Genomic DNA, 6672 nt, shown 5'->3' with positions numbered 1-6672 from the left:
GTTCGCGCTCGCCTGCCCCGCAACGAAGCCAACCCGCTGGGAAGTACCTTTTGCATTGATTTTATTGTATTTTTTCTGGAATAGGAGAGGCATAATTGGCAATCTTCTTTAAATTAATATCCTCCCCACTCTGAAAGCAGGGAAGATGAGATCATATTTTAAATCTAAGCAGCTTTTACGACAGATCTTGCTAAAACGCGCTTAGCTTCTTTTGTAACTGATTTGTAATGATCAAGCTCTTTTTCGAGGTCATTTGCATCCAACAAACGCCTCATCATCAATCCTAAGATTTCTCCAATACCTGCAGGTTTTTTAAAACACTCATAAGAAAATAATTCATAATCAACAGATTGGCTTTTTAGTTTCTTCTCACACTCAATAAAATAACGGCGTGCTTGACGTCCTTTCTCATTGCGTTCAACCATTGAGAGCTCTTTCGCCATGTCTAATGTGATGTGATATTCTGTACTTGGACGACCGCCTTGGAGGTTTTCGCCAAAATTGGTGAAAACTATATAATCCTGATTTTTGAGAAAGCTGTATTTGTTAATACGGTCTTTAATCCAATTGGAAAAGTCTCGTTTTACTTCCAAAAACACATGTAATTCACGCGCATTAACGGTTTGAATAATTTCTTGTCCAACAGCTTGTTCTGATATTTTAATTAGAGTGTTCATCTTATTAGTCCTTTGTTTTATAAGTTAAAGTATCCAGGGCTAAAACAACCGAACTAATACAGCCCTTCGTATCTTTAGGTTACCCTTGGACATACACACGAAGACCCTGGACAAAAATTCTTATGATGGGCAACAGATCTTTCGGGATACTGTTGAACCGATTAGTTACGAGGTGTTTTAAGCCTGCCAATCAGACTATAGCTGTTCACAGAAACTGTCAATTATTTTTTGAAAAATCCTAAAAGTATTGACGTCCTAAGAGGATGCCGGGTGCTAGAAAACACGGTGCATAGTCCGTCGTCACGCTTTTCCCATAAAGGGTATTGTATAGCGTAACTACACCCGACAGATCTATTATACGCATGTAGCATATAATGAGTCAAAGCCTTTAGTATGCGGAAAATAAACTGTTTCGTCAATCTATCCGCTATGCATCTAAGGTGTTTTCTAGGCACCTAATTTAACGATATACGTTTTCCGTGAATCTTGTCAAGAAAGAAAATCTCAGTGTATAGCAAACATAGCTTGAGAACATGATCTAGCCTTTCTTATTAGCAGCGTATTCTTGACGAGAAAGTTGTCTCTGTATATTTTTGGTTAATCTTTCATTGGCTTCTTTTACAATAGCACTTGCAATTTTTGGCTTGGACATTACCCCAGCAATTGAGGGTCCTTTTTGTTTTGCAATGGGGAATTGATCTCCATCGGCTCTTTGAAACACATTCCCATTCAGCTTTTTTAATTCAACGCGCTTTGGAAAACTCCCACCTTTGATAAAAGCATGGGGTAAGATTTCTTTCTTTCCAAACAGTGTGTAAGTTACGCCGCGTTTTGTTTCGTTTACTTTAAAAAATTTAAGAGGTATCGGTGTTCCAGAACCAATGATATCTGTCTCAAGAAACCTTGCTGTTGCCTTTTCTTTAATATAAACACCTCTTCTTNTTTAAGAGGTATCGGTGTTCCAGAACCAATGATATCTGTCTCAAGAAACCTTGCTGTTGCCTTTTCTTTAATATAAACACCTCTTCTTATACGCTTTATTTGGGCTGATGAGATGTCTGCAACTTGCTTTTCAGTAAAGCGTTCAACTTGTTTTGCTGCAGTGTTTAGAGCATTACGCAGAGCCCAATTAAGGCGTGGTGCTTGAAGACTGGTGAAGGTATCCTTCACCTGTTGAAGATACCATTTTTGGTGGATGATTAACTTCAACTTCTAAGCCTTTTTTGGGGTAGGTGTTGATGACTTAGAAGCTTTAGATGCTTTTGGCTGTTCGAGTGGAATTTCCTCTGTCACTGGTTCAGACGATGTTTGTACGGCTTCTTGTTCTATCTGTTTAATTTGTTCAATTGCCTTATCTGTTTTTGCTGTTGTCTTGACGTCAACAAAAAGTTTTGCAGCATTGGCGCGCTTGAGACGTGCGTAGACTTGATTAGAAACTTCAACAAATGGATTATTGGGTGTTGATGGTTCAAAGCGAACAGTGCTTTTATTGTCTCCAACAACACACATTGGCTTAGTGATGACAGCTTTCATCATTGCTCCTTTTGCGTCATAATTAATGACATCATTAGTCAATTATTGATTTTTGTTATTTGAAAAATAGATTAGTCAGAATTACCCAGAAAACAGGGCTTTCTAGCCACGTTTCAAGATCACATTTTGCTGAATTTTTGGGGATATTTTTGAATTTTAGACACAATACGACTAGTGCAGTACCCTCACTAAATACGATTTTTTACACTATGTCAACAAAAAAATCATGATCTTGTATTTTTTTTATTTTTTTACCTAAATATGGTGTTTTAAAAGATGTCCTTTATTTTCCTTTAATGCAACATTTATGTTGTATTGAAACATTTTAGATGTTATATTATTATAATGAATAGTCAAGAATTGAAAAGATATCTTATAAAGCATGGTTGCAGTTTTACTTCAGGGAAGGGAGGGCATTTGCTTGTAAAGCGTGGTTCTAAAAAGTCCGTTTTACCTATGCATGGTACGCGAAAAGAATTAGGAACAGGATTAGTCCAGAAGATTCTTAAAGATCTTGACCTAAAATAAGCCAGGATATGGAGGTGTAAATGAAATATGCAATCAAATTTATCAAAGATGACAATGATACTCTTCTAGTCGTCTCTAAAGACTTTCAGGAATTTATTACTTATGGTAACGATGAAAAAGAAGCTTTGGAACAGGCTAAAAATGCACTTTTAACAGTCATTATGGGGCGTTTTCAAGATCGTGAACCTATTCCCTTTGGACATCGTGATATTGCCTATCCTTTTGTTGAAGTATCTTCATTGGTAACTTTAAAAATTGCAATACATAACGCTATGATTGAAAAAAACTTACGCAAAGCTGATCTCGTACGTCTTTTAAAACTTCATCCAATACAAATTGACCGATTGTTGGATTTAAACCACGCAACCAAATTAGATGCCTTAGAATCTACTCTCATTGCTCTTGGAAAAGAGGTTGCCATTAATATCCAAGACGCCGCTTGAAAACTACCGGTTTTGCGTAAAATGTTTATAAAGCGCATTAAGAGCAATGCGCAATGAAAGCACAAGGTGTGGTAGTGATTGATCTTCTATGACAAGATACTGTAATGCAGCATGAAGGTTATATTGACGGTGTAAATATTGAGCTTCTTGAACAACATTTTTTACAGCTAAAAGATGTTCTGTTGCTATCTGTACCCATTTCTCTCTTGCTCCGTTATCAGAAGTTGTAGGCATTTCATCATAAATTGCATTAGGCAATCCTTTTGCACATAGGTAATTGTTTTTCACTTCAAGATATTTTTGCGCAGCATCATATTGGTCTTGATTTATTTCGCCTTGCAAATAAAGCCGCCCAATATAGGTACCGGAAAGCGGATTTTTAGCCTCTTCTATGGTCAAGCCAAAGCGTTTGGCACGCATTTCAATTGCCAATTTATCCATGGGTTCATGCGGTGTTTTTGCTCGTGAGATGCGTCCATTTGGTTCTCTGATACATCCTTTAATCCGAGGACGACCGCGTTTTGCACGTTTTTTTCTTTTTGTCATATTTTTTTTCAATCAGAATGGGACGCTATCGTTAAGAGCCGTTCTATAATCTTGAGCACCTGAAGCGATAGCATAATTTTGAGAAGTAATAGGTGAAGGGGTAGGGGATGCCGATTGATCTTTCTTTGCATCAAGCAAATACAATTCACCTTTGAATTGTGGTAAGACAATCTCTGTTGTGTAACGGTCATGCCCATTTTTATCTTGCCATTTGCGTGTCTGTAATTTGCCTTCTACGTAAACCTTTGAACCTTTGTTGAGATATTGAAGTGCAATTTTTGCTAAATGTGGATTAAAAATCACAACTGAATGCCATTCTGTTTTCTCTACTTTTTGATTGGTTTTTTTATCTGTATAGCTCTCAGAAGTCGCTATACTAAAATTGACTATTTCTGCTCCAGAATTCATTGTTTTGCTTTCGGGATTAGCACCAAGGCGTCCGATTAACGTCACTTTGTTTAGCATATTTGTAGCCCCATTAGATTAGCAATTTATACATGAAAAATCCTAGCATAATTTGCATATTTATACAATTATTTCAGTTTATTAATAACAGTTTTTTAAGTATTACATTATAATATTATTTGACAAATCATGCATCAAAAAACCATGTCACACAAATGGCACGGCTTTCTTATTTCTACTTTTAACTTTTCAATAAATATTCTTTCATTAAGAGTCTGTATCAAACTTTTTTGTTCGATTTATTGTTGACTATCGAACCTTTTTGTGCGATATTCATTTTATGCAGAAAGGGGAGGCTAAATGAAACGAGAAGCACTGCTTAGAGAATTACGTAAAGAAGCCAGAAAAAGAGGCATTCATTACAGTGAAGCTCCTGATGCAGGTAAAGGGTCACATTATTTGGTAACTTTTGGAGACAAGACAACCGTTATAAAATCTGGTGAATTGACCCCACTTTACGTGAAAATAATAAAAAAGCAGTTGGGGGTATGAGTTACTCTCTCAACGGCTTTAATTTTTCGTTTCAAAAGCATTTTGATCATGGCGAGGAGACCTAAATATGGAATACACGTATCAAGCAAAACTGGAATCTGATCCAGATGGTGGTTTTATTGTAACCTTTCCAGATGTACCAGAAGCAATAACAGCTGGAGAAAATAGAGCAGAGGCATTAGAGAATGCTGTTGAAGCTTTAGGGTTAGCATTACGGAGCTATCCTATGCGTGGTTTGCCTTTACCAATGCGACAACAGTATAAAGACCTTGTAGAGGTTACGGTAGATGCGTGGAATGCTCTTAAGCTCGCAGTGGTAGAAGCCTTTAATGAAGCGAATATCACAAAAACAGAATTGGCACATCGTTTGGGTAAAAAAGAAACAGAAGCAAGACGCATTCTTGATCCCAATTATCCAACTAAGCTTCAAACACTAGAGCAAGCACTGAGTGTTCTTGGCAAGCAAGTCGTTATTACAATCAAAAACGCGGCTTGAAACGCCTTCCCATTTTAAGAACGGGAAGGGGAGTTCTATTTTTTAAATTAAGCAACCTTTTTAATGGGGCTCTCTAAATCTGATTCGTAAGCTCGCAATAAAGGTAACATAACTGTAGGAAACTCTGAATCGCCAAAATCTGTTAGAACTGTTAAGATTTTAAGTATATTTGGCACCTCATCTTGAAGTTTGAAAATCAAAGCTTTTTCTACCAAACTCATGATGTTAATCAGAGCTGTACACTCTTTTTCATTAATATTTTCATCATTAGAAAACTGATATAAAGCTATCCATAAATCGCATAAGAAGTCGATACTGGTGTTCATTGTACACCTCCATGGATTTGTTCTCTCAAACATGCCAATCCTTTTGGTGTGATTTTTGTTGAAGGGAGCACCTTTTCTGTACCATCCGGTCTTTGAATGGTGATAGCAGGACAGTCCATGAATCCTTTCTTGATCTTATCCTGATAAGGTAATAGAGGCTCCCCTGGAGCTCGTCGATACACCCAATCATGTTTACGCAAGTAATCCGATAAATCCTTAGGTCGTACTTCAAGCATCTTCGCTGCTTCAATAAGACCGAACAGCCCATCAGAGCGTTTTAAGCCTTCCAAAGCTTCTGCTTTTGGCTTGAGTGTGCTCACCTCATTTCTTAAGTCTTCTAATTGATTGATACTCTCTAAAAGGAGTTGCTTAATCGTAAGAGGATTCTCCAAAGCATTGGCAAGATTTATTTGTGGTGTCACTACTTGTTTTTCCAATTCTTGCCAGCGGTCAATGATTTTTGCACGTAATGTAGTGTTATAACCAGAAACAAGAATTAAACATTCACGCTTGGGGAGGTTATAGCAGTTTTGAGGCTTTCCCTGCTTGTCTAAATAGGTGCCCCCAAATTTGGGGAGACCTCCTTCAGTGTATAATTCTTCAAGTATTTTCTTAATATCACGCATGACATGGTCATGTCTTTTACCACACAACTCAGCAATTTCACGACTCGACATAGTCTGAGTGGTAGCACTATTAGCAACACTTTCTGTAATTTTTATAAGAGTGTTCATTATGAACTCCTTGGTAATAGACGTTTGTTAATGACACTCAATAAAGAGTGCCGGGCGCTAACAAACACGGTACCAAGTCCGTCGTTACGCTTTTCCCGCAAGGGTATTGTATAGCGTAACCACACCCGACAATATCATTATATGCGTGTAACATACAATGAGTCAAAGCCTTTAATGTGCGGAAAATAAACTATCTCGGTAGCTCGTCCGCTTGGTATTTAAGGTGTTCGTTAGGCACCTGATTCGATTATTCATATTGCTGTAATAATGTCAAGCTACTTCTGATAATTTTTTGATGTTTTTGTTGATTTCATCTATGAACGTTGAGAAGAGACAACGCCATTTAATCTGAACAGTTTTATAAAATCGGAAATTTTACTATAGCTTTTTAACTGAGCACTGTAGTGTGTAAATAGATATGTTTATTAAACT

At 37.2% G+C, this 6672-nt stretch carries 10 protein-coding genes and 1 pseudogene; 4 read left to right on the top strand and 7 right to left on the bottom strand.

From position 1 onward, the window contains the following. Positions 1–164: 164 nt before the first annotated feature. From ACFIKN_RS05940 to ACFIKN_RS05930, 3 genes and pseudogenes are all read right to left on the bottom strand, one after another. On the bottom strand, positions 165–677 hold the full coding sequence (locus tag ACFIKN_RS05940; protein ID WP_375658064.1) for an antA/AntB antirepressor family protein: 513 nt from the start codon (positions 675–677) through the stop codon (positions 165–167). A 538-nt stretch (positions 678–1215) separates the two neighbouring features. Then, a pseudogene (locus ACFIKN_RS05935) lies at positions 1216–1886 on the bottom strand (hypothetical protein). A gap of 3 nt (positions 1887–1889) precedes the next feature. Continuing rightward, positions 1890–2210, bottom strand: coding sequence for a hypothetical protein (locus ACFIKN_RS05930; protein ID WP_375631617.1), 321 nt, complete (start codon positions 2208–2210; stop codon positions 1890–1892). Positions 2211–2555: 345 nt separating this feature from the next. Between ACFIKN_RS05930 and ACFIKN_RS05925 the strand changes: the two genes are divergently transcribed. Together ACFIKN_RS05925 and ACFIKN_RS05920 are read left to right on the top strand one after the other, a co-directional pair. After that, positions 2556–2738 carry a type II toxin-antitoxin system HicA family toxin gene (locus ACFIKN_RS05925; RefSeq protein ID WP_006589116.1) on the top strand — a complete coding sequence of 61 codons (183 nt, stop codon included), beginning with the start codon at positions 2556–2558 and terminating at the stop codon, positions 2736–2738. 20 nt (positions 2739–2758) lie between these two features. Further along, positions 2759–3181: a type II toxin-antitoxin system HicB family antitoxin gene (locus ACFIKN_RS05920; protein ID WP_375613904.1), complete on the top strand. Its 423-nt coding sequence runs from the start codon at positions 2759–2761 to the stop codon at positions 3179–3181. Between the two features lie 3 nt (positions 3182–3184). On the opposite strand, the gene ACFIKN_RS05915 is transcribed toward ACFIKN_RS05920, so the two are convergent. Both ACFIKN_RS05915 and ssb read right to left on the bottom strand, forming a co-directional pair. Beyond that, positions 3185–3727, bottom strand: a complete 543-nt coding sequence (locus ACFIKN_RS05915) for a hypothetical protein (protein WP_375631615.1) — start codon at positions 3725–3727, stop codon at positions 3185–3187. Between the two features lie 12 nt (positions 3728–3739). Further along, the gene (gene ssb / locus ACFIKN_RS05910) at positions 3740–4192 is read right to left on the bottom strand and encodes a single-stranded DNA-binding protein (RefSeq protein WP_375658063.1); all 453 of its coding nucleotides are present in this window, start codon (positions 4190–4192) and stop codon (positions 3740–3742) included. 300 nt (positions 4193–4492) lie between these two features. Between ssb and ACFIKN_RS05905 the strand changes: the two genes are divergently transcribed. Continuing rightward, positions 4493–4684, top strand: coding sequence for a hypothetical protein (locus ACFIKN_RS05905; RefSeq protein ID WP_004859817.1), 192 nt, complete (start codon positions 4493–4495; stop codon positions 4682–4684). A 67-nt stretch (positions 4685–4751) separates the two neighbouring features. Then, positions 4752–5180 (top strand): type II toxin-antitoxin system HicB family antitoxin, encoded by a 429-nt coding sequence (locus ACFIKN_RS05900; RefSeq protein ID WP_006589119.1) that lies wholly within the window; start codon positions 4752–4754, stop codon positions 5178–5180. Positions 5181–5227: 47 nt separating this feature from the next. On the opposite strand, the gene ACFIKN_RS05895 is transcribed toward ACFIKN_RS05900, so the two are convergent. Together ACFIKN_RS05895 and ACFIKN_RS05890 are read right to left on the bottom strand one after the other, a co-directional pair. After that, positions 5228–5506, bottom strand: coding sequence for a hypothetical protein (locus tag ACFIKN_RS05895; protein ID WP_375631756.1), 279 nt, complete (start codon positions 5504–5506; stop codon positions 5228–5230). Further along, complete coding sequence (locus tag ACFIKN_RS05890; RefSeq protein WP_375658062.1) at positions 5503–6240, bottom strand: Rha family transcriptional regulator; 738 nt, start codon at positions 6238–6240, stop codon at positions 5503–5505. The genes ACFIKN_RS05895 and ACFIKN_RS05890 overlap by 4 nt, the downstream gene beginning before the upstream one ends. Positions 6241–6672 lie beyond the last annotated feature (432 nt).

Origin of the sequence: Bartonella sp. CL436QHHD, assembly GCF_042195105.1 — a bacterium.
GTDB lineage: Bacteria > Pseudomonadota > Alphaproteobacteria > Rhizobiales > Rhizobiaceae > Bartonella.
The sequence above is the reverse complement of the archived record's forward strand: the minus strand, read 5'-3'. Positions and strand labels throughout refer to the sequence as shown.

Coding starts and splice junctions, on each gene's coding strand:
- ACFIKN_RS05895 (WP_375631756.1), bottom strand. CDS start 5,506: ATGAACACCAGTATCGACTTCTTATGCGATTTATGGATAGCTTTATAT.
- ACFIKN_RS05915 (WP_375631615.1), bottom strand. CDS start 3,727: ATGACAAAAAGAAAAAAACGTGCAAAACGCGGTCGTCCTCGGATTAAA.
- ACFIKN_RS05920 (WP_375613904.1), top strand. CDS start 2,759: ATGAAATATGCAATCAAATTTATCAAAGATGACAATGATACTCTTCTA.
- ACFIKN_RS05940 (WP_375658064.1), bottom strand. CDS start 677: ATGAACACTCTAATTAAAATATCAGAACAAGCTGTTGGACAAGAAATT.
- ACFIKN_RS05905 (WP_004859817.1), top strand. CDS start 4,493: ATGAAACGAGAAGCACTGCTTAGAGAATTACGTAAAGAAGCCAGAAAA.
- ssb (WP_375658063.1), bottom strand. CDS start 4,192: ATGCTAAACAAAGTGACGTTAATCGGACGCCTTGGTGCTAATCCCGAA.
- ACFIKN_RS05925 (WP_006589116.1), top strand. CDS start 2,556: ATGAATAGTCAAGAATTGAAAAGATATCTTATAAAGCATGGTTGCAGT.
- ACFIKN_RS05890 (WP_375658062.1), bottom strand. CDS start 6,240: ATGAACACTCTTATAAAAATTACAGAAAGTGTTGCTAATAGTGCTACC.
- ACFIKN_RS05900 (WP_006589119.1), top strand. CDS start 4,752: ATGGAATACACGTATCAAGCAAAACTGGAATCTGATCCAGATGGTGGT.
- ACFIKN_RS05930 (WP_375631617.1), bottom strand. CDS start 2,210: ATGAAAGCTGTCATCACTAAGCCAATGTGTGTTGTTGGAGACAATAAA.